Origin of the sequence: Acinetobacter sp. TY2 (assembly GCF_046269225.1) — a bacterium.
GTDB lineage: Bacteria > Pseudomonadota > Gammaproteobacteria > Pseudomonadales > Moraxellaceae > Acinetobacter.
In genome coordinates this window covers 14,270-37,208 of sequence record NZ_JBJZOR010000022.1, presented here as the reverse complement: position 1 = coordinate 37,208, position 22,939 = coordinate 14,270, and the positions used below count along the sequence as shown (strand labels likewise).

Annotated in this window: 18 protein-coding genes and 1 pseudogene; 11 read left to right on the top strand and 8 right to left on the bottom strand. The window is 37.5% G+C overall.

What is annotated here, in order from left to right; all coding sequences use genetic code 11:
* Window positions 1–268 precede the first annotated feature (268 nt).
* Window positions 269–1,036, top strand: coding sequence for a hypothetical protein (locus ACK1JC_RS13060; protein ID WP_409512309.1), 768 nt, complete (start codon window positions 269–271; stop codon window positions 1,034–1,036).
* Between the two features lie 94 nt (window positions 1,037–1,130).
* On the opposite strand, the gene ACK1JC_RS13055 is transcribed toward ACK1JC_RS13060, so the two are convergent.
* Window positions 1,131–1,781 (bottom strand): response regulator, encoded by a 651-nt coding sequence (locus tag ACK1JC_RS13055; RefSeq protein WP_409512308.1) that lies wholly within the window; start codon window positions 1,779–1,781, stop codon window positions 1,131–1,133.
* Between the two features lie 375 nt (window positions 1,782–2,156).
* Between ACK1JC_RS13055 and msuE the strand changes: the two genes are divergently transcribed.
* The 6 genes and pseudogenes from msuE to ACK1JC_RS13025 all read left to right on the top strand — a co-directional run bounded on the left by msuE (window position 2,157) and on the right by ACK1JC_RS13025 (window position 9,033).
* On the top strand, window positions 2,157–2,888 hold the full coding sequence (msuE, locus tag ACK1JC_RS13050) for an FMN reductase (RefSeq protein ID WP_409512307.1): 732 nt from the start codon (window positions 2,157–2,159) through the stop codon (window positions 2,886–2,888).
* A 26-nt stretch (window positions 2,889–2,914) separates the two neighbouring features.
* Entirely contained in the window at window positions 2,915–4,030 is a 1,116-nt protein-coding gene (gene sfnG, locus ACK1JC_RS13045) for a dimethylsulfone monooxygenase SfnG (RefSeq protein ID WP_409512306.1), read from the top strand.
* Between the two features lie 115 nt (window positions 4,031–4,145).
* Window positions 4,146–4,535 (top strand): DoxX-like family protein, encoded by a 390-nt coding sequence (locus ACK1JC_RS13040; protein ID WP_409512320.1) that lies wholly within the window; start codon window positions 4,146–4,148, stop codon window positions 4,533–4,535.
* 14 nt (window positions 4,536–4,549) lie between these two features.
* Window positions 4,550–5,386, top strand: a complete 837-nt coding sequence (locus tag ACK1JC_RS13035; protein WP_409512305.1) for an SDR family NAD(P)-dependent oxidoreductase — start codon at window positions 4,550–4,552, stop codon at window positions 5,384–5,386.
* A gap of 267 nt (window positions 5,387–5,653) precedes the next feature.
* The gene (locus ACK1JC_RS13030) at window positions 5,654–8,488 is read left to right on the top strand and encodes an ImpA family metalloprotease (RefSeq protein ID WP_409512304.1); all 2,835 of its coding nucleotides are present in this window, start codon (window positions 5,654–5,656) and stop codon (window positions 8,486–8,488) included.
* 150 nt (window positions 8,489–8,638) lie between these two features.
* A pseudogene (locus ACK1JC_RS13025) lies at window positions 8,639–9,033 on the top strand (tautomerase family protein).
* A 36-nt stretch (window positions 9,034–9,069) separates the two neighbouring features.
* On the opposite strand, the gene ACK1JC_RS13020 reads toward ACK1JC_RS13025, so the two are convergent.
* The 5 genes from ACK1JC_RS13020 to ACK1JC_RS13000 all read right to left on the bottom strand — a co-directional run bounded on the left by ACK1JC_RS13020 (window position 9,070) and on the right by ACK1JC_RS13000 (window position 15,370).
* Window positions 9,070–10,248 carry an acyl-CoA dehydrogenase family protein gene (locus tag ACK1JC_RS13020; protein WP_409512303.1) on the bottom strand — a complete coding sequence of 393 codons (1,179 nt, stop codon included), beginning with the start codon at window positions 10,246–10,248 and terminating at the stop codon, window positions 9,070–9,072.
* Window positions 10,249–10,523: 275 nt separating this feature from the next.
* Window positions 10,524–12,467, bottom strand: coding sequence for an acetate--CoA ligase (acs, locus tag ACK1JC_RS13015; protein WP_409512302.1), 1,944 nt, complete (start codon window positions 12,465–12,467; stop codon window positions 10,524–10,526).
* A 254-nt stretch (window positions 12,468–12,721) separates the two neighbouring features.
* Window positions 12,722–14,041: an MFS transporter gene (locus tag ACK1JC_RS13010; RefSeq protein WP_409512301.1), complete on the bottom strand. Its 1,320-nt coding sequence runs from the start codon at window positions 14,039–14,041 to the stop codon at window positions 12,722–12,724.
* A 143-nt stretch (window positions 14,042–14,184) separates the two neighbouring features.
* Entirely contained in the window at window positions 14,185–14,829 is a 645-nt protein-coding gene (locus ACK1JC_RS13005) for a trimeric intracellular cation channel family protein (protein ID WP_409512300.1), read from the bottom strand.
* Window positions 14,830–14,890: 61 nt separating this feature from the next.
* A complete protein-coding gene (locus tag ACK1JC_RS13000) occupies window positions 14,891–15,370 on the bottom strand; it encodes a YchJ family protein (RefSeq protein WP_409512299.1) in 480 nt (159 codons plus the stop codon).
* 330 nt (window positions 15,371–15,700) lie between these two features.
* On the opposite strand from ACK1JC_RS13000, the gene ACK1JC_RS12995 reads away from it, so the two are divergent.
* Entirely contained in the window at window positions 15,701–16,750 is a 1,050-nt protein-coding gene (locus tag ACK1JC_RS12995; protein WP_409512298.1) for a linear amide C-N hydrolase, read from the top strand.
* Window positions 16,751–16,760: 10 nt separating this feature from the next.
* Window positions 16,761–17,234 carry a hypothetical protein gene (locus ACK1JC_RS12990; protein WP_409512297.1) on the top strand — a complete coding sequence of 158 codons (474 nt, stop codon included), beginning with the start codon at window positions 16,761–16,763 and terminating at the stop codon, window positions 17,232–17,234.
* A gap of 221 nt (window positions 17,235–17,455) precedes the next feature.
* On the opposite strand, the gene ACK1JC_RS12985 is transcribed toward ACK1JC_RS12990, so the two are convergent.
* On the bottom strand, window positions 17,456–19,033 hold the full coding sequence (locus ACK1JC_RS12985; protein ID WP_409512296.1) for a TerC family protein: 1,578 nt from the start codon (window positions 19,031–19,033) through the stop codon (window positions 17,456–17,458).
* A 340-nt stretch (window positions 19,034–19,373) separates the two neighbouring features.
* On the opposite strand from ACK1JC_RS12985, the gene ACK1JC_RS12980 reads away from it, so the two are divergent.
* Window positions 19,374–19,997, top strand: coding sequence for a TIGR00730 family Rossman fold protein (locus ACK1JC_RS12980; RefSeq protein ID WP_409512295.1), 624 nt, complete (start codon window positions 19,374–19,376; stop codon window positions 19,995–19,997).
* A 282-nt stretch (window positions 19,998–20,279) separates the two neighbouring features.
* Here ACK1JC_RS12980 and ACK1JC_RS12975 read toward each other — a convergent pair whose 3' ends face one another.
* Complete coding sequence (locus tag ACK1JC_RS12975; RefSeq protein WP_409512294.1) at window positions 20,280–21,254, bottom strand: hypothetical protein; 975 nt, start codon at window positions 21,252–21,254, stop codon at window positions 20,280–20,282.
* Between the two features lie 251 nt (window positions 21,255–21,505).
* Between ACK1JC_RS12975 and mdtD the strand changes: the two genes are divergently transcribed.
* Window positions 21,506–22,897, top strand: a complete 1,392-nt coding sequence (gene mdtD / locus ACK1JC_RS12970) for a multidrug transporter subunit MdtD (protein WP_409512293.1) — start codon at window positions 21,506–21,508, stop codon at window positions 22,895–22,897.
* The last annotated feature ends 42 nt before the right edge of the window (window positions 22,898–22,939 follow it).

The following is a 22,939-nucleotide window of genomic DNA, read 5'->3' as shown; positions in this document are numbered from 1 at the left end:
CTCTGTAATTGGCGAAAAATTTCATTGTTTATTTTGATATGGCATTTTTGCTCAAATTATAAATATACAGTTGTATACTTAGTTACAATTTTTATAATTATTTGATTTATATGTTAATTTTTTATGATTTTAGCCAAATTTAGACTTTAGTCGCATATCTCTTGAAATTCGTATAATTCATAAATCAATTAACATCATTGAATCTTTCTTTTCGCGCAAGGACGTTGCGATCAAATTGATTCCATAAATTTGCATTAGGAGTAGACGCATGAATATTACAGAATCAGTTTTACACGGTCAGAATCAAACACAACAATTCCATCGTCAGTATGGTGCAAATGCAATTCTTCCTGAGATTAATTGGAATGAACTGTTTAAATTTAGTAAGCTCAATGATGCACAACGACAAGCATTAGATGTGTTATATCGCAGTTCTGTACCACTTGCCCTCAAAGTATTTGAAGAACTTAACTTTGATGTTTTTAGCCCGATTGCCTACCAACCACAAGGTCTTGGCTTATTCGACAAGCTAGCCCAACAAGAACAATTACTGATTCAAAGCCTACAAAATGAGTGTGACTGTTTAAATGAAGAAACTCGCCATCAAATTTGGAGTATGTTACTTCGTGGCGGTGCAGTACTGGTCTTTAAAGCATGGCTAGGTAAAGTTAAAACAGGTGAAGCTGTGCTTGATATGACTCAATTCGATGAGCTTTCTGATTTACTTTTTATTAAAACACCTCCAAACACTCTTGCAGAACGTTTGGCAGTAGATATGCATGCTGAACTTGATCATATTTTCTTAATGTATGGCAACGATATTTTCCTCGACCGTTTCAACAGCCTACAAACAGCCGCATTATTTGTCGATTTAGGCGTTTATGACGCGGCATTCCTAAGTCTACGTGATGATAGCGTGGCAGAATATCTTAAATCTCAAGGTCAAGTCACCCAAGAACAAATTGAAGATCTAAAGTGTGCCTTAAATCCGCTAGGTTGCCCTGACCTCATTGGCAAGCAAGACTGCATTGCTTAATCTATAAAAACTTAAGCACAAAAAAGACCTCTTATGAGGTCTTTTTAAATCTAAATAAAAGTGCTATGCATAAAATAGCACGATGTTTATTCTCTTAGATTTTTCGCTCTTCAATATTTAAAGCGCCAATAGCAAGTACTGCTTGCGTACGATTTTGCACACCAAGTTTACGGAAAATGGCCGTGACATGCGCTTTAATAGTTGCTTCTGATACTTCCAGTTCATAGGCAATTTGTTTATTTAACAGCCCTTCAGCCACCATCATCAATACACGGAACTGCTGCGGTGTTAAAGACTGAATACGTTCTGCCAATGCAGTTTCATCAGCTGCACGTGGGTCAAAATTCATATTCGCAGGCAAGTTCGGTGGTAACCAAATATCACCTTCGAGTACTTGACGAATCGCTTCCCCAATATGACTTGGATGTGCCGATTTTGGAATATAACCCATCGCACCATGTGCAATTGAGCGCTGAATAATAGACACTTCTTCATGCGCCGATACAACAATAATCGGCAAAGATGGATATTGTGCACGAACGTGAACCAATGCAGAAAAGCCTGAAGCGCCTGGTAAATTTAAATCTAACAGCACTAAATCAGGTTCTGGACCATTCTCTAAACGCTCATAGAACTCATTTACTGCAGCAGTCTCACTAATTTGAGCCTGCGGTAAACTGTATCGTACCGCTTGAATTAAAGCGTGGCGAAACAATGGGTGATCATCAACGATTAAAATATTCATAAGCGAAACGAAAAATTTCCAGCACAGAGTATCATTCTAACCCCACTTTTACTGTTAAGGATATGCAAATATTCATGAATTTCAGGATATTTTCTAAACTTATCCTAAAATATCCTCAATTTCGGCATAATTTACACATTATCTGAAATAGATATCAGCTTTTTATATAACTCAAACCACTGAAAATGAAATACTTATTCTCTATAAATATAATATATTTTATCAATAACTTAATTCGCTTAAATCATTCAAATTCTATACTTTTCACGTATATCTTAAATTCTGATAACCAATCTGTTTTTGCTTATTTTACAGCATAATCCTGAATATTGATTAATAAACCTATTCCGAGATTATCAAGTTTTAGGTTCTATTATGTCTTTTCCAAATCTTCAAAAGCCCCTTAATATTGTTGCTGTTTCAGGTGGATTAAATCACCCATCAAAAACCGAAGCTTTAGTTCAAGCCATTTTAGATGAGCTTGGTGAAGCAACCCCTATTCATGTGCATTTCATCAAATTCAGCGAAATTGGCTCGTTATTAGGTGGTGCAATTTACCGTAACCAACTGCCACAACGTGTACAAGATGACTTAGCTGCAGTAGAAGCTGCCGATGCTTTAATTGTGGGTACCCCTGTTTACCGTGCATCATTTACAGGTCTATTTAAACATTTTTTTGATTTTGTTGAACAAACTGCATTGGTTGACGTACCTGTATTACTTGCAGCTTCAGGTGGTTCAGATCGTCATGCTCTTGTTTTAGAGCATCAACTTCGTCCATTGTTTAGTTTTTTTCAAGCACAAACTTTACCAATTGGCGTATATGCTACAGATCGTGATTTCACCCCTGAATATACCATTCATAGCGAATTCCTTCGTGACCGTATCACTTTAGCTGTTGCACGTGCACTGCCAATTTTAGAATGGGCACCTGCCAAAGGTCAGCGTGCAGAATCCATCAAAACAAAATCTCAACAAGCAAGCCAAAATCTCGGTATTAACAAGCAAATTGAACAAGAAGAAGTCCTACCCTCTGCTGCTGTGCCTAGTTTAGATGCTGCTGAAGCACGTTTACACTCCAAAAAACCAAAATCGAAAGTCGCGTAAAGACACAAAAAAATGAGGGTCGTAAAATGGCACAAGCACAAAATAATATTACTTTTGCTTATTGGGTTCCCAATGTCAGCGGTGGTTTAGTCGTCAGCAATGTTGAACAACGTACCGATTGGAGCTACGAATATAATGTCCGTTTAGCACAAGCAGCGGAGAAAAGTGGCTTTGAATATGCACTGACGCAAATCCGTTTTACTGCAGGTTATAACGCAGATAATCAGCATGAATCGGTGAGTTTTAGCCATGGGATTTTAGCGAAAACTGAAAAGCTTAAAGTGATTGCTGCTATTTTACCGGGCCCTTGGAAGCCTGCGCTTGCGGCGAAACAACTAGCAACCATCGACCATCTCACCCATGGGCGTATTGCCATTAATGTGGTCAGTGGGTGGTTTCGTGGTGAGTTTGATGCCATTGGTGAACCGTGGCCTGAACATGATGAACGCTATGTCCGTTCGGAAGAATTTATTCGCAGTTTAAAAGGGGTATGGACGCAGGATAATTTTAGCTTTGATGGTAAGTATTACCAATTCAAAGACTATACACTCAGTCCAAAACCATTACAAAAACCACATATTGAAATTTTCCAAGGTGGAAGTTCACGTGCGGCACGTGACATGGCTTCTCGTGTTTCAGATTGGTACTTTACTAACGGTAATACCCCTACCGAGTTAAAAAAACAAATTGATGATATTCGTGAAAAAGCCAAAGCGAATGGTCACAGTGTAAAAATTGGTGTCAATGCTTTTATCATTGCCCGTGATACCGAAGAAGAAGCTCAAGCCGTTCTTCAATCAATTATTGATGGTGCAAATGTTGAAGCGGTAAACGCATTTGGTGATGCCACTCGTGAAGCAGGTGCAGCATCTAAAGAAGGTGAAGGTAATTGGGCAAAATCAACTTTTGAAGATTTAGTACAATATAACGATGGTTTTAAAACCAATTTGATTGGTACACCACAACAAATCGCTGAACGTATTATTGAACTCAAAAGTATTGGTGTTGATTTAGTACTTTCAGGCTTTCTACATTTCATTGAAGAAGTTGAATATTTTGGTGAAAAAGTTTTGCCCTTGGTCCGTGAACTGGAAGAAGCACAAAAAAATGGTCATCCACACATTACAGCAAAGTCGGCTTGATGATGATGTATTCAAACAACAATAAATAACTCAAAGTTTTACAACTTTTCCCTCTAAACTCGGTTAGAGGGATTTTTTTATGTATAATTTTAAAAAGAAAATTTTTATCTCATCTATGAATCAAAATACTATTTATAAATTCATTTCTATCACACTTGCTTTTTTATGGTGTTACCAAGGGCTTGTCCCCAAATTGTTGTTTATTCATGCTGATGAAATTGCTATCTGGCAATGGTTTGGTCTTTGCTACTCTCATGCAATATTGGCTGGTCAAATCTCCGGTGTGCTAGAAATTATTTTTGGATTAACCTTTTTAATTTCATCTCATAAATATCTACATTATTTAAATATTATGAGTCTAATTGGCTTATTCATTTTGGTTACACTCCTCCTTCCCCAAAGTCTGATCCAAGCATTCAATCCTGTTATTATGAATTTCTCAATGCTTAGTCTTTCTGTCATTTTTCTAATGCTTAAACAAAACTTTCAAAACAGTTATTCCTGATATTAGAGATCATAATGAACAAAACTAAAACTATTTTGATCACAGGTAGCTCTAAAGGTATCGGTTTTAACCTCGCTAATGCCTTTTTAAAAGAAGGACATACTGTAGTCATATCTGGACGAAATCAAGACATTTTAAACGCAGCCTTTCATACTTTAAGTTCACGTTATTCACCAACTCAACTTCATGCAATCAATTGTGATGTTAGCCAACATGAAGAAGTTCAAAACTTGTGGAATGCCGCTATAGAACGGTTTGGTAAAGTCGATATATGGATTAATAATGCAGGTACTTGCACTGCAGCTTTAGATTTTATTGAGATACCTTCAATTGAAATTCAAAATACAATTCAGACAAATGTTATAGGTAGCCTGCTTTGCTCACAAGTTGCTTTACAAGGTATGCTAAAACAAGGTTTTGGACAAATATTCAATATGGAAGGTTGGGGAAGCAAGGGAGAATGGAGTGCAGGAATGACCGTTTATGCAACAAGCAAACGTGCTGTTGATTATTTCAGCCATGCTCTCCATAAAGAAATCCGAAACACAAATATTCTAACAGGAACACTTAGCCCAGGTATGGTCGTAACCGACCTACTAGTTACATCGTGGGAGAATGGCAAAGTTAAAAATTGGAAAAAAATGAAACGCCTCTTTTTATTTATTATTGATCCACCTGAAGTTGTTTGTCATTTTTTAGCGAAACGCATTTTAGAAAATACCAAATCTAATGTCCGAATCGTTTGGATGACACCGTTACGTCTATTATCACGATTTTTTCTCCCTTACTATTGGAAAAGGAATCCGATCAAAGGTACAGGCTTAGAACACTTGGATTCGGATTCTAAATAGGCACATCTTAATGCTTTAAATCATTCAAAGTTAACTTCCTACTATGATTTATTCATTAAAAGGAACTTAGAACCACGTTAAAATTATTTACATTAACTCTAATTCAATCACAACATTTTATGTTTATATGCATTTTATCAACTTAAAAAACAACAAGATAAAACCAATATAAGATGACCAATTTTTTTTTCTCTTTATAATTAAAATCTTTTAATGACAGATTCTTAACCTGTCATTATTTTTATAATTCTCAGGGGGAAATTGATTATGCTTAAAAATGCATTCGCATTTAAAACACCATTGTTAACACTCACGCTTGCCCTAAGTGTGGTTGCCTGTGGTGGCGGCGGTGGAAGTGGTTCCAATCAACAAGAACAAAATCCTCCCTCAATAATCCCCCCCGTTGTCATTCCTGATAATCGAGTAAAAATGGCATTAAGCACAGGTGATGCATCTCAACTCACTGAGCAAGATCGTAAAACATTATTGCAAATGGCACTCAATACTGCTTTAGAACAACAAAAATGGCAAAAAAGTTTACTCACTGCACTATATACCAATAGCAATAATCAAGTTATACAGCCGTATTTGCAATTTACCCCAAATGCTTCCATCAATATTTACCCGACAGATTTAAGCGTTGCACTACCTATTGCCGTCAGCGATAAAAACTGTAATTGGGCTTTAGATTTACAAAAAGATAAAGGCTGTGGCTTGGGTATCGCAAGTCAAATCGGTCAAGGTCGTGCGCTTGCCTATGGGCAAAATATGTTTACAGCTATCGTAAATAATAATGCCGATTTCACACAATTTACTGAGGTTTTAAACAACAGTTTACGTTGGCTTTTAACAGGCAATACACAGCAAAGTATCAATAAAGCATTAACCGTAAGTGTTCAAGGTATGCCCGCTGATCCTGTTAAAAATTATTTAGAAAAACAACTCGGTACAACGGTCAGTTTCTCACAATGTAATGTACTTGATCCTGCAAACACCTGTTGGCAGGATGTTGATTTGATGGTCATTAGTTCGAATATTGGTGCACAAAATTTTGAAAAAGAGCTCATTGAAAAATACTTAAAAGCGGGTAAATCCATTTATTTCCAAGCCAATACATGGAGTACCAATAGCAATATTGATAAAGTATTGTCGGCAATGAAAATGCAAGCTAACAACAGCTATTATCGGAGTAAAGAAGAACTTTTACTGTCAAATAAACTGAGTACACAGCAACGTTGGGAACAGTTTAACCAAATTGACCGCACGATCAATGTGCTTCAATATTTTATTGATCCTAAGAGTATAACTTTGGGCGAGCTCAACGAAAATAATTCAATTATTCAGGGAATTCGTAGTCTTTCAAGTGCCTTACAAGGTTTAAATCAACAAGGGCTTTCAGTCTTTGATCAAGAAAATAACAATACACTACTGAAATCATTAGTGTTGGTTGCTGATACATGGCGTCCAACAGTGAATTACACCACTTTAAATAAAAATGGTGATGCACAAGCCTTTATGCAAGCCTATGCATCTGATGCTTGGCTTGACTATAAGCGTAAGACAACGACAGCATCTGCAACGGGTGCAGGCGACTACATGCCTGCCGAAGCACAAAATATGTCTGTGAGCAATGATTGGGAAACCGTGACCGTAACCATTCCACAAGGGAGCGGAATTACAGCAATTGGACGTGCAAGTATCCCTGCAAAAGCAGTCAATATTCAGGTGATTGATGCACAAGGTGCAAACCTTTCAGTGCAAACGAGTTATTTACGTGCTTGGGGTAATCCATTTGATGATGCAGGTTATAAACGCCCGCTTCGCCCGCATAGTTATAGTGTAAAACTCACATCTCCAGTGGATAATGCTTTTATCAGTCCATTTGGTGGTCCACTCATGCTGAATTATAATAATGCTCAAGCAGGCAGTACCGTTACTTTAAAAATTAAAGGCAGTGCCAAATATGCACACTATGATTTTACTCAAAGCATGACGCAAGCTGAAAAAAATCAGGCGACACAAGTTCTGCAAAGTAAAACCTTTGGCTGGAATACCTTTAAATTTGTCGGCGGTGAAATTCAGCAAACGAATGCTTATGCATTGAAAGCTATTGGTAATTTAAGCCCTGATACTTATATTGACCGCATTAAAACTGTAATTTTCGACAGTAACCATATTGCCAATGGTTATAATAATATGCCTTTGGACAACAGCACTCAGCAATATTGCAATACTTTAGGTTGGGACTGTACGAGTAATGTGCATCGTGCGCCAAACGTACAACATTTTGTTGGATGGATTGCAACCTGTGGGTTCCTTTGCTCAGGTAATCCATCGGATGGTTATACAGGACTCGATATCGGTTGGGGTTGGGTACATGAGTTGGGACACAACACTGTGCAAGGTGTACTGACCATGACTTTCCCATCGACAGAAAATCAAAGCACGATTGGCTGTGGTACAGAGTGTAATAATAATATTTTAGCGGGCTTGAGCATGCTTCGTAAAAATGAAATTTATGCACTCGACAATAATGGTAATAATTTCAACCATCCTCAACTGTATAGTTATATCCAAGCGAGTCGTATTACAGGTTTAAATGGCGAAGCACTACGTCAAGATATGGAAAAACGTTTATGGGAAGGCAGTGACAATGCGAAACAAGCGTTCCATTTGCAACTTGCACACGTTTATACTCAAGTGCATCAAGGGAAAGCTAAACCTGATTCGCAAGGTGTTTTTGAGTTTATACGTTTACTCAATATTTCTCAGCGTTTGTATAATCAAATTGATTTAAGTAAAGCAACAGAAGCTGAAAAAAATAAATTGGGCTTAGGCGCTTATTCGTCAAAAAATAATATCAGCCGCCCTGACATGATTTATTTACTTAGTTCGAAAATTATGGGTTATGACTTAAAAGATGTATTTAATTTATATGGCTTAGCGACTTCAAGTACTGCACAGTCTTCAATTGCAATGTTGAATTTGCCTACAGCACCATTAAAGTTCTATGCACAACCTGCTAATCGATCAAATTATTTAGCTGAAGGTACTTGGATTAATGTTCCTGCAAATGGTGTGGTTGCAAATTATCCGTATTAAGTTTTATATTTTAACTGAAATAAGATAATCGCTCTTTTCAAAAATGCCCGATAAAATTTATCGGGCATTTAAAATATAAAACTAATTTGATTTATCTCGGCAATACAGTGACTTTTTAGTACGTAAATAAACATCATAAGGAAGAATATGATGCCAACGATAAGTATTGATATTAGAAAAAATATCCGCGTGAAATAGAAATAATGCTAATAAATGCCGTTTATATCGCCTGTAAACATGCATTTAAATTGCCTGACCATGATCGAGATATACGTTTAAATATACATGAACCACATTTATTTCTTTGCCCAACAAATTTAATGCAACCAGAGTACTTTACTTTAATTCAAATCGATTGCTTTTTAGGGCGCTCAGTCGAAGTGAAAAGAACACTATACCAATCAATTATTCAAAACTTATCTGCTTTAAATATTCCTCATGATCATATAAAAATTCTCGTTCGAGAATTACCCACTGAAAATTGGGGAATAAGAGGCGGACAAGCAGCTTGCGATGTAAATTTAGGGTTTAATATCCAAATATAACCTAATCAACATCACATATTATTAATATTAAAATAATTAAGCATAAAAACTCGGATCAGGTACTTTTCCAGTTAACACCCATTCCCCGACTTCCTGATATTTATAATCAATCGGGTCATGCAAAGTCTGCGTGCGTACATTGCGCCAAAAACGATCTAAATTCAGTTTGGCTGTAGTCGCTCTAGCACCCATGACTTGGAAAATATTCTGCGTGACAAAAAGCGAAGTATTGGTCGCTGCAATTTTTGCAGTTGCAATTGCAATCGAGACTTCTCCACGCTGTTCAGCCGTTAGATTTTCACCAATATCCCAGGCCTCTTGCAAAATTTCGACTGCTTTATTTGCCAATAAACGCACACCTTCAAGTTGTACATAAAATTCAGCAAAATGCTTTTGAGTAAATGGATCATTCACCGCATTTTCAACTAACGATTTCGACCATGCTTTTTGACTTTGTACAGTTTTTTTTGCGACTTCAAAAGCCCCTTCTGCAACACCTAAAAATAAATGTACAAAAATCAATTGGGCAATAAGCGGACGTAAACTCGAATATGGCGTACTTAAAGGACCTGGATTTAACAATAATTCATCTTTAGAAATTTTTACTTGTTCAAAATGGCTTGTTCCACTATCGGTTTGGCGCTGTCCCATGTTGTTCCAATCCCCCAAGAAGCTTACGCCTTCACGAGCTGTTGGAATCACACCAATCAATAATTTTCCTGCTTCGTCATAAGCTGAACAAAGTAAAATATCGGAATCAATTGAACCTGAGCAGAAACTTTTATCACCCTGAAAAATAAATTCATTTTCAGAAATTTTCTGTACTGTGGTTCGTTTATCTAAAGGATTTAAAGTATTGCCCCAAAATAAATTTTCTTTGGCAGTTTGTTCAAACCATTTTGCATATTGTTCTGGTTGTGAAAATAACTGAACAGTGGCAATCAGTAAATGATGAAAACCATAAACATGTGCAACAGAACTATCCACTTGTGCAATGGTTTGAATGGTTTTAAAAATTGTTTTCCAATTGGTACCTTGCCCACCATATTGCTTCGGAATGGATAGCCCTAACAAACCACTTTGGCGAATTAAATCACGCTCAGCTTTCGGATTCCCGCCCGCCTTATCTCGTTCACATGCTGTAAGCGCAAACTGATCTGCAAGCTGTTTTGCAACATGAATGGGGTCTGCCAAAGTCTGTTGTGATACGTTCATTATCCTGTCCTTTTTTAACTTCCATGAGCTTAGCAGACTGAAGCAAATACGCTTATCTGAATGCTTGCTGTGCTTATTCTATCAATAAAAATACCGCCTGATTGATCACGGCGGTATTCCACTTTGGATTAGATCACAAAAATAAAAAGTGCTTTTAAATGAAAATCTTCTCCCTAACTCTCTCCTTTAAAAAGAAGAGGTGAGGAATATATTCCACAAGATTGTGAATTAAGTTTATTCAAAATCGAATGATATAAAAAAGATACTTTTCAAAATCAACTATTCGCCTGCACTTCTTTAATCAACTGATCGACCACACTTGGATCAGCTAATGTTGACGTATCGCCTAAGCTGTCCAATTCATTGGCTACAATTTTACGTAAAATACGGCGCATAATTTTACCTGAACGAGTTTTTGGCAAAGCGGGTGCCCAAAATATCGCATCAGGTGTTGCCACAGGTCCTAATACTTTACGTACCCAATTAACTAATTCTTTCCGCAGCTCCTCAGTTTCAGGCTCACCTGCTTGCAAGGTTACATAAGCTGCAACACCTTGCCCTTTTATGTCATGAGGCATACCAACTACAGCAGACTCAGCAACTTTTTCATGCGCCACTAAAGCACTTTCAATTTCTGCTGTGCCTAAACGATGACCTGAAACATTGAGCACATCATCAACACGCCCTGTAATCCAATAATAGCCATCAGCATCACGGCGAGCACCATCACCTGTAAAATAATTTCCAGGATAAGTTGAAAAATAGGCTTCTATAAAACGTTCAGGATCACCCCAAATGGTACGCATCTGACCTGGCCATGAAGCTTTTATAATCAAATTACCTTCAGCTGCACCTTCTATTTCATGACCTTCAGCATCAACTATTGCAGGTTGAATACCAAAAAATGGACGTGTTGCTGAACCTGGTTTCAGCGCAGTTGCTCCTGGTAAAGGTGAAATGAGAATACCGCCTGTTTCCGTTTGCCACCATGTATCGACAATTGGACAACGGCTTTCACCAACAACGGTATAGTACCAATTCCATGCTTCAGGATTGATCGGCTCACCGACTGAACCCAATAAACGTAAGCTACTACGATCACTTTCACGAACAAATGCATCACCCTCACGCATCATCGCGCGAATGGCAGTCGGTGCTGTATAGAGAATGCTGATATTGTGTTTGTCGACAATATGCCCTGTACGAGCCCACGTTGGGTATTGTGGAATTCCTTCTGACATCACGGTGGTCGTACCATTGGACAAGGGTCCATACAGCACATACGAATGCCCTGTAATCCAACCCACATCTGCGGTACACCAAAAAACATCATTTTGTTTGATATCGAAAATTTCGCGAAATGTTGTATTCACATAAGTCAGATAACCACCTGTCGTATGCAACACTCCTTTCGGCTTTCCTGTTGAGCCTGATGTATACAAAATAAAGAGTGGATCTTCGGCATTCATTGGTTCAGCAGGACAAATATCCGTCACGGTCATAATTTCCATGTGATACCACAAATCACGATCTTCTTTCATCGTAATCGGATGACCTGTTCGATGCACAACTATCATCTTTTGAACCGATTCTGTCCCTGCAATCTGTAAGGCTGCATCGACATTTTCTTTCAGGGGAATAGTTTTTCCACCACGCATGCCTTGATCGGCAGTAATGACCAATTTTGCCTGACTGTCTTCAATACGACTTGCCAAGGAATCAGGTGAAAAACCACCAAATACTACGCAGTGCACCGCTCCAATACGAGTACATGCAAGCATAGCAATCGCAGCTTCAGGAATCATCGGCATATACAAAATCACACGATCACCTTTGCCAACACCTTGTTTCTTCAGTACATTGGCAAAACGGCAAACCTCATCGTGTAGTTCAACAAATGAAATAATTTTATGCCGAGATGGATGATCTCCTTCCCAAATAATTGCAGGTTTTAAGGGATGTTCTTTTAAATGACGATCAAGGCAATTTTCACTGACATTCAATTGCCCATCGGCAAACCATTCAATTTTGAAATTATTTGGGTCATAACTTGAGCCATTTACTTTGGTAAAAGGCTTGATCCAATCTAATTTTTTGGCTGCCTCTGCCCAAAAAGCCTCAAGATTAGAAATAGAGTCTTGATAACGCTCAAAATATTGCTGCTCATTGGTTCGAGCTGTTTTCGCAAATGCATCGGGTACAGGATAGAGTTCTTTCATTGTAATCTTCCTTGTCTTATTGCTCTCATCACGAGAGACTTACTGAGTTTATTGATTATTTTTTAAACTATTACTCAAGTATTACGATACTGCAAAGTGGCGAACAATTGTGCTTTGGTCGTAGACCTCGGATTCACATCTTGATTATATTTTGTACCATATAATCTGAAATGATGTGAAGCCTTTGAGGTCATACACTGTTTTTATTTTTCTATTTGATTTTTATTTTATTTTCGATATTGAACAATCAATTTTTATAAGCCAATCTCTTCTAAGGTTTTACCTTTGGTTTCCTCACCCAAAATTAAAATTACGGCAGCAACAGCCAATAGAACAATGGTAAACATCATAAAGACATTACTAAAACCATTTGCCGATACCATCATATGGGTTACCACAAGCGGCGCAACAATGCCACCAACACGCCCGACGGCTGAAGCCCAACCTGAACCAAAGGCACGAATATTGGTTGGGTACTGTTCAGGGGTATAGGTATATAAAACGCCCCATGCACCCAAGTTAAAGAACGACATCAAACAGCCCCACAGCATAATCATTTGTACAGAATCTGCCTGTCCAAAGAAATAAGCTGAAACAGCACACATACCAATAAATCCTGCCAAAGTTGCTTTACGTCCAAGCTTTTCAACCAACCATGCGGCAACGATATAACCCGGAAGTTGTGCCAAAATCATACCCAAAACATATTCAAATGACTGCACAATGGTATAGCCCTCTTTAACCAATAAGCTCGGCAACCATGTGAAAATTCCATAATATGAATACACAATACCGAACCAAATGAGCCATAACATTAGCGTACGTTTAGCAAAAGGATTTGACCAAAGCTGTGAAAATGACACAGTCTGTTTTTCGGCAACAGGCTTCACTTCAATGATTTCAATCACTTCGACACCACATTCACGTTCTAGTCTTTGCACCAAAGCATGTGCTTCTTCTATACGTCCACGATTAATGAGATATGGCACAGATTCAGGCACTTTTTTCAAAATCATAAAGACATAAAGCGCAGGTAAGCCACCAATTAAAAAGGCAATGTGCCATCCATAACTTGGAATGACGAAATAAGAAATCAGTGCTGCAACGAGCCAACCCAAGCCCCAAAAACTTTCAAGTAAAACAATAAACCGCCCACGAACATGTGCAGGAATGTATTCACTTACCAAAGTTACAGCGACAGGAAGTTGCCCACCTAAACCCAAACCGACGATAAAACGGAATACCAAAAGCCACGTTAAATTTGGTGCAAAAGCACAAAGTGCCGTTGCAATACTATAGGTCACTAAAGTAATGGCAAAAACGGTTTTTCGTCCAACTCGATCAGCAAGTCCACCTGAGAACACTGCACCAATCGCCATTCCGACAAAACCAATGGACACCACCCAACCTTTTTCAGTCGGTGTCATTTGCCATTCTTCGGCCATTCTTGCCAAAATGAATGAAATCAGACCTGTATCCATGGCATCGAACATCCAACCAAGTCCAATCACCCACAATAAGGTATAGTGAAATTTGCCAATCGGTAAGCGTTGTACCCGTGATACTAGATCCATAATAACTACTCTGTATGCGCCTGTAGAGGCGAAAAAAGGAGATGCTGTTTTTTCAACAGGGTTATTTTTATCGCTTATTATTGAAAATGGTTAAGCTCAACTTAACCATTCTCTATTTTCATTGACGCAGTATAGCGTAGATATTAGCTTTCATCTTTGGAAGATGCCGATTGTTCATCATCTTCTTTATAAATAAATTTCGGCATTTCTAAACCAAAATAAATGGCGATGCAACGTAATGAAAAACCAAAAACTAAGGTCGAAATAACCGTAAGTTCAAGTGATGCACCCATGTCGATACAAAACCAATAGAAGATCACCGCAACAAATGAAATAGATGCATATAACTCACGGCGGAAGACCAATGGGACATCATTACACAAGATATCTCGTAAAATACCACCCGACACGCCTGTTAGTACGCCTGCAACGGCACAAACCACAAAGCCGTGCCCCATTTGTAATGCCACTTGGCAGCCAATAATGGTAAAGGCGATTAGCCCCATTGCATCCAACAATAAGAAAATTGAATGTAAGTGCTTCATCCATTTGGCAATAATGATAGTGACGAACGCTGCAAAACAGGTTAAAACAAGGTATTCAGGATGTTTAACCCAAGTCAGTGGATAATGTCCAAGTAAAACATCTCGAACTGATCCGCCACCGAGTGCGGTCACACAGGCAATTAAAATGACGCCAAACCAATCCATACTGCGTCGTCCTGCTGACAACGCGCCGGTCATGGCTTCCGTCGTAATTGCAATAATGTAAATAACGGTGAGTAACATTGCCCTTCATCCGCTGATGGGTAAAAGATGCGCGCTAGTTTAAGTCAAATTGAATGAAAAGTTACAAAAATTGTGCACAACATTGCTTAAATTTTTTACCCGAACCACAAATACAGGGTTGTTTCATTGTGATTTGCTGATCTGTAGTCGGATCGAGGAAATACCATTCATTTTCATGGCGTACAAAGTGTGAAATTTCATGGTGTATTTCCACCTGTTGAGTATGACTATTTTGGTCGACATAGTGGGCTTTAAACTCCACTTGAGCATGATTTTTATCCAATTTTTCTTGGGCTTTTACAATTTCGAGTTTTAACCATTGATTGGCTTTACTCCAATCTGCAATAGCTTTGACATCTAAAGCTTGCTGTTGTCCAAGTGCAGTGGTTTTTACAATATAATCAATTTCATATTTTGCAAATGCACTGTAACGTGAACGCATCAATTGTTCGGCACTTTGTGCTTTTGTCTTTCCTATATGTAAAGGCTGACAGCATTGGCTATATAGTACTGAACCGCATGGACAAGAGAGATTTGACATAAACAAAAACCGTATAAATAACCAAACGAATTATAAATAATCTGGATTATAAATAGCAGATACCTATTGAAGTTTGTTATTTTTATTGATGAAAACCTAGCCACTTTGACGAAGACTTACATTCCAATACCACATAAAAAAATTTATATTCAACATGTCGAAAGAAAGACTTTCTATCTAGCATTTTGAGCAAGACCATACCTAAAACCACAAAAAATTTAGTATTAAAATTAATATAATAGATTTACATACTTAGAGTACCGTATTACAGTATTGTTCAAATATTAAACTTTCTTAAATAAGCCTAAAAACTTCTGAAAGGAGTTAAGCATGTATAGTACCCTAACAAAAAAATTGTTGTTGGCAGTTGGTATCCTCGTTATCGCTGAGGTTGCAATAGCATGTACACGTGTTGTTTATCTAGGAGATAATGATGTAATAACAGCACGCTCTATGGACTGGAAAAGCGATGTAGGAACTAATCTTTGGATTCTACCAAGTAATGTCAAACGAACTGGCATGGCTGGACCTAAGTCTATTCAGTGGACATCAAAATATGGCAGTGTTATTGCCACTGGTTACGATATTTCCACCACAGATGGGGTGAACGAAAAAGGTTTAGTAGCAAACTTACTTTGGTTAGTTGAATCTGAATATCCCGATGTTCAGAAAAATAAGAAACCACCGCTGAGTATCTCGCTTTGGGCACAGTATGTATTAGATAATTATGCAACTGTAAATGAAGCAATTCAGGCTTTAGAAAAAGAACCTTTCATGATTGTGACTGATCAAGTTCCTGGTGAAAAGCGTTTAGCAACGTTGCATTTGTCTATTTCTGATTCTACAGGTGATAGTGCTATTATTGAATATATTGCTGGTAAGCAAACGATTCATCATGATAAAAAATATCAAGTAATGACAAACTCTCCAACATTTGATCAGCAACTTGCTTTAAATACATATTGGAAACAAATAGGCGGGACAACCATGTTGCCTGGTACTAACCGAGCAGCAGATCGTTTTGCTAGAGCATCATTTTATATTAATGCAATTCCTAAAAATGCGACACCTGAACACTCATTAGCGAGTGTATTTAGTGTAATTCGCAATACATCCGTTCCCTTTGGGCTTAATACTGAAGAAGAACCAAATATATCGTCTACTCGCTGGCGTAGCGTAATTGATCATAAAAAAGGTTTATATTTTTTTGAATCTGCTGTATCGCCAAATATTTTTTGGGTGGACTTAAAAGAAATTAACTTTAAAGATGGTCAAACTAAAAAGCTTGAATTGGGCCCAGATCAAGCGAAAACATATGCAGGCAAAGCCAATTCTTATTTTAAGATTACTCAACCATTTCTATTTTTAGGTATTCAGTAGGATATTGAACATGATAAAGAATTTTTTTTACATTCCTTTTATTATATTGATGATTACAGGTTGTACTTCAAATCCTAACGATACTAATCCAAACTTAGGCACAAGAGGTTTATTAATTTGTGAGACAAATGAGATTTGTCCAATTGTTACAGTCGTATGGAACGAAACTCATAAAGATATTTTAAAGGTAAATTTGAGCTTAAGTAGTGTATATAAAAAATATAATATTGAAAAAGTTGTATTTAGTAATGATATAAAAAATCTATCATTTAATGTAATTGGACCCACTGAAATTGATTTTATATTTAAAGCTAATCGTTCACGTAATAGTATTATAGTTCCTATCAATATGATGACTGAATTTCAAGGATCTCAAAATGTATTTATGAAAATATATACAGATCAAGGTGTTATTAAACGTTATATTGTGAAAGATAATGTTAAAGCACCTGTATTTGAAGACTTTACGAAATACTATAAATAACATAAATTTAATGAATTTTTAGCGAATTATAGAAATGTTATTTATAAATTCAAACGTTTTTATCCGAATATTTAAAAGTTAGATTTCCCTACACTACCTAAATTTAAGAAGTCATTTGATCGAATAAGTCCACTAGTGATTGAGAGTTACTCATATTTAAATCAGTTACATACTAAAAATAAAAAGCCAATCTTCTGATTGGCTTTTTATTTGAAAATTACTTACTCATCATCAGACTGCTTCAATGCCACAATATGCACTTTCTCAATTTTATGACCATCCATGGTTACTACTTCAAACTCATATCCATCTGCATGAAGTTTCTGACCATTTTCAGGCAAACGACCTAAATGATGTAAAATATAACCAGATAATGTCGAATATTGTTCTGACTCATCAACTAAGTCACGACCAAGTAATAAAGATACATGACGAATATCGGTTGAACCCTCTAAAATCAAGGAACCATCAGCTAGACTTTCAGCCGCAGCATCAAGTTCATCTTCATCAGGAAACTCACCTGCAATCGCTTCAAGAACATCGATTGGCGTTGCAATTCCTTCAATTGAACCATATTCATTGAGGACAATCGCCATTTGAAGTGGAGCTTGGCGAAGTTGTTCCATGACCATAAGAACTTGGGCATTTTCATGCACAATTACAGGTTCACGTAAGTGTTTTTGAAAATCTAAAATACCCGTTTCAATATAATCATTTAAGACTTTATGGGTAAGTACAATCCCTGCAATATTGTCCAATTCACCATGTGCCACAATTAAACGAGAATGTGTCATCGACATTAAACACTCTTTTACAGAAACATGATCATCATCTAAATCAATCCATTCGAGTTCAGGTCGTGGAGTCATCACCGATTTGACAGGACGTTCAGATAAGCCCAATACACCTTGAACCATGACACTGTGATATGCGCCATTTTCATCATCAAATATTTCATCGGCAAGTGCCTGTGTTGCAATCACATCTTCATTTTTACCATTTTGATTGTCTGAGTTTTTCCCCCCCAACATTTTCAAAACCGCAGAAGCAGTACGGAAACGTAAATCTGTAGTTGTCACCATTTTTTCTTGGTTTTTACGCATGACTTGGTTCATAAACTCAACCAATACTGAGAAGCCAATCGCTGCGTACAAGTAACCTTTTGGAATGTGATAACCAAAGCCTTCAATAATCAGAGAGAAACCGATCATCATCAGGAAACCAAGGCATAAAATCACCACTGTCGGATGGTTATTGACAAAATTCATTAGGGCTTTAGATGCCCACAGCATAATGCCAACAGCAATCACTACAGCAATCATCATTACGGACAATTCTTTGACCATACCAACTGCTGTAATCACACTGTCTAAAGAAAATACAGCATCAAGTACCACAATTTGGACAATAACCATCCAAAATACAGCGTGAACAGGATTTTCGTCTTTCACTGCTTGTACACCCTCTAGACGCTCGTGTAGCTCCATCGTTCCTTTAAACAACAGGAATACACCGCCAAAGAGCAAGATCAAATCACGTCCCGAGAAGGCGTGATCAAGCACATGGAATAGTGGTTCGGTAAGTGTAATCACCCATGCAATGGATGCAAGCAACACCATTCGCATACAGAGTGCGAGTAGTAAACCAATAATCCGGGCTTTATCACGTTGTTCAGGTGGCAGTTTTTCTGCCAAAATTGCAATAAAGACTAAATTATCGACACCCAAAACAATTTCAAGGACAACCAATGTCGCAAGACCAACCCATGCAGAAGGATCAGACATCCATTCCAATATCATTGATTGTGCCCCTGCATGTCAGTACTTGGCTTAGTTGAATTTAAGAAATGTAAAATTTTCTTCAGTTTAGACTGAGAATTTATTATGTATGAAGACTGTGTCTTTATTGAGCGACGACAACCACTACTCATGATGATTCATTTGTTGTGAAAATTAGTATTCATTATAGGCAAATATCGGGAAAACTTCATCTGTTTATTTTTTTCAACTGCATTCTTCACTCATGTTGCATGTGCAAAAAATCTCTGAATATCACGCTAAAATGGCTTTGTCATATTTATGTCTTTAAATACAGACTACGCTATGTAGAACATGCTAAGTTAAGATGAAATAAAAATTGATGAACAGTGTATTAAAAAATATGACACATAATGCGTTAAATTCTTCCCATAAAACTACTCAACCTCTCATTGCACTGTACTGCGGTTCTCGTGCGGGTAACCATCCTATTTATCGTGAAAAAGCCATTCATTTAGCACGTGGTATTGCCGAACAAAACTTTGGTATTGTCTATGGTGGTGCAAGTATTGGGTTAATGGGACAAGTGGCCGACACCGTGATTGAGTACGGTGGTGAAGTGGTTGGTGTGATTCCTGAATTTATGCTCGATTATGAAATTGCGCATAATACATTGACTGAATTACATATTGTTCAAAATATGCATGAGCGTAAAGCCATGATGGCAGAACGTGCCAATGCCTTTGTTGCCCTCCCAGGTGGTTTTGGTACTTTTGAAGAGATTTTGGAAATAGCGACTTGGGCCCAACTCAATCAGCACCAAAAACCAATGATGCTCTACAATGTGAATGGGTTTTATGATCATATGATTGCCCAACTTGATCATGCTGTTGCTGAAGGTTTTTTACCGCCACAGCACCGTGCAAAATTAATTGTATGCAACCATTCTGACCAAATTTTTAACGCCATTAAAAATTTGAATAATCCTGAAAAATTTGTAGTTTAATTATTAAACTTTTCAATAAAAAACCGTCTTTTTATGTGGCTCACGCTAGTCAGGAAGAAAATTTATTTGATAGATATTTAAATCTTCCCTTCCCTCTCTTTAAAAAGAGAGGAACTACCTGAAATTTAATGAGATTTAGATCATAAAAATCTCCCTCCTTTTTCAAAGGAGGGTTGGAAATGATTTAAAAACTATGAATTGACGAACATTACTTTCATATAACGGTTTTTATTGTGTCGATCTCAAATAAGATGTTTAAGACTGCAAACCTAAAATCACATATTAATGACGTAAAGATTCAATCCAATGATATAACCATGGCAATGTGGTTGCGAGTAAAATACTCATCAATAAACCAATCAAAAGTTTGAGTGCATCTTTACTTACATTACGTGAAGTACGGTGTTTATTGACTTCGACCAAATGCATAGACATGGCAAATTCACGACCTGCGAGTAAACCTAAGAATACCCAAGTCGTACTCATTGGAATATTACTCATTTCTTTAAAGACAAGTAAAATTAATGCATAAATGAAATCGATAATCGTTGCAGAGCGCACATCTTGCACCCCTGTTTTGGTATCAATAATATTCTGAATTGCACCGCCACGTTGATAAAAAACGATACCTAATAAAACTACAAACACGGTAATCGCAAACAACATAAACCAAAATGGCACAACACGAGGCACATAAACAAAGATATTCGCCAAATCTTGAATCAGCCACTGACTCCACAAAAAACCTGTCGATACCCATTGAATCGCCATCCATGTCTTAGAAGCAGGTTCATCGCGGGTTTGTGAAAAATACAACGTGACTTTTTTAATGACAAAACGATAAATTAAAATTGCCGCAACAAAAGCTACTGCGTAACCGAGCATTGACTTGGTGAGCATTGAACTTAAACTGCTTGGAGAAAAAATTGTAAGTACAAGGAACGTGGTACTGACAGGAATCCCAAAACGAGTTAAAAACAGGAGTAATACAGGCGGTACAATATACAGCCATGTCATACCCTCTTTTGGAAATGGAATAGTGTCTAAACGTCCATAAGATGCATCACCTACACCCGATGTCCACCAACCATACATCAATACAACAGCTAAAATAGTACTCGTATATATCCATAACACCCACCAAGGTCGGTGTGCATTGGATGAAATAAATGTCCCTAGTGTTTGAGGAACGTCATTTCCGACAATTGAATACGCAGCTAAGCAAAAGCCGACGATCATCAACAGTTCAATGCCCATGATTTTTCACCTTGTTGAATGCCATAAAATAGTCTTTCATTTTGAGAAAGTGTGCGAGATTATGCCAATTTTGCAATTTTTTAAACCTTTAGTTTTCACTATTGTATAGCGCATTATAAAAACTGTCCCACAACATATGATCAATATCCTTTGAATTACATGGTATCTATAAGCTTTTGCAACAGCGTGTGAACACATTTTGTTTTACACTCAATAGCCTATATACAACGAACTTGTCCAAACGAAAATATATGACGGATGCTCCTGTACATCAAAAATTACAGCCTCAATTTTTACTGTTGGTGTTCCTTGTATCTATCGGTTTTTTTATGCAAGGTTTGGACACCACCATTATTAATACGGCACTGCCAACTATCGCAAAGGATCTCAATGAAGATCCCTTACGTATGCATGGTTTGATTATCAGTTATGTTTTATCTGTCGCTGTGTGTATTCCTTTAAGCGGTTGGTTGGCAGATCGTTTTGGCATTCGAAATACTTTTTTTGCTGCTATCGTTATTTTTACTTTCGCCTCACTCGGTTGTGCACTGTCTCATAGTTTTTATTCACTAATCAGCTTTCGTGTCATTCAAGGCATTGGTGGTGCTTTACTCATGCCTGTTGGGCGTCTTGCTATGCTTCGACTGATTCCACGAGAACAATTTCTCTCTGCGATGAGCATCATGAGCTTAGCAGGATTATTGGGTCCATTAACTGGACCTATTTTAGGAGGATGGTTAGTTGAATATATGTCTTGGCATTGGATCTTTCTGATCAATTTACCCATGGGGCTACTCGGCATGTTTATGGCTTTTAAAATCATGCCAAACCGCACCGAATCGAATGTGAAAAAGTTTGATTTGAGTGGCTTTATTTTATTGATGATTGCGATGGCAGGCATGGCGCTTGGTATTGAAAATATGGCAAGTCATGAAGTGTCTGGTACATTAAGCATCGGACTATTTATTTCAGGATTTATTGCAGCTTTTCTCTATGCTTGGCATGCCCATCATCATACCAATGCTTTGTTTCAAAGTAAGTTGTTTAAAAATAGAATTTACGCCATTGGTATTGTCGGTAATTTATTTGCACGTTTTGGTGCCAATGCTATTCCCTTTATTGTACCGCTTATGCTTCAAGTTGCGTTCCACATGGAACCTTTGATGACCGGAATCATGATGACCCCTGTCGTCTTAGGATCTCTTTTTTCTAAACCAATTATTCGTCCAATCATTCAGCGGGTAGGTTATCGTCGTTTTTTACTCCTTAATACAATCTTGGTCGGTGCTTGTATTGCAAGCTTTGCCTTAACCACGGCAGATACACCTTTTTGGCTTCGCGCCCTACATTTCTTTATTTTTGGCGTACTCAATTCATTACAGTTTGTCAGCATGAATACCTTAACGCTCAAAGATCTGCCACAACAAGATGCGAGTAGCGGTAATAGTTTCTTGTCAATGATTATGATGTTATCCATGAGTATCGGGATTGCGTTTGCAGGAACTTTACTAAATATCTTTACGGCACATTTTGGACAAGCACACATTACACAAGCCTTTCATACAACGCTGATGATTTTAGGTTCAATTAATATCATTACAGCTTGGATCTTTTATCAACTTCCAAAAGACCAACAAATCTAAGTAAATAGTCACTATGCGCTTAAGCATGCAGTAAAAGATAGT